Annotated in this window: 1 protein-coding gene and 1 pseudogene; both read left to right on the top strand. The window is 64.7% G+C overall.

Annotation, left to right across the window (positions count from 1 at the left end):
* Positions 1-191 (top strand): annotated as a pseudogene (locus HZU84_RS20155) (glucose-1-phosphate thymidylyltransferase RfbA); the annotation flags it as partial.
* A 22-nt stretch (positions 192-213) separates the two neighbouring features.
* On the top strand, positions 214-329 hold a 116-nt coding region (locus HZU84_RS20150; RefSeq protein ID WP_180692887.1), incomplete at its 3' end, for a dTDP-4-dehydrorhamnose 3,5-epimerase family protein.

The raw sequence follows: 329 nt of genomic DNA, 5'->3' as shown, positions 1-329 counted from the left end.
GCCTGATGGAGGCGGGGCAGTTCATCGCCACGCTGGAGAAGCGCCAGGGCCTGAAGGTGGCGTGCCCGGAGGAGATCGCCTGGCGCCGCGGCTGGATCGACGACGCGCAGCTGGACAAGCTGGCCGCGCCGATGCTGAAGAACGGCTATGGGCAGTACCTGAAGAAGGTGCTCGCCGAGCAGATCTTCTGATTCGGGCAGGCAGGACCAGGACATGAACATCATCCGCACCGCCATTCCCGACGTGCTGATCCTCGAGCCGAAGGTGTTCGGCGACGCGCGCGGCTTCTTCATGGAGAGCTGGAACCAGAAGGTCTTCGACGAGGCGGT

Origin of the sequence: Sphaerotilus sulfidivorans, assembly GCF_013426975.1 — a bacterium.
GTDB lineage: Bacteria > Pseudomonadota > Gammaproteobacteria > Burkholderiales > Burkholderiaceae_C > Sphaerotilus > Sphaerotilus sulfidivorans.
Note: the sequence above shows the minus strand (reverse complement) of the source record. Positions and strands in the feature narration are given on the sequence as shown.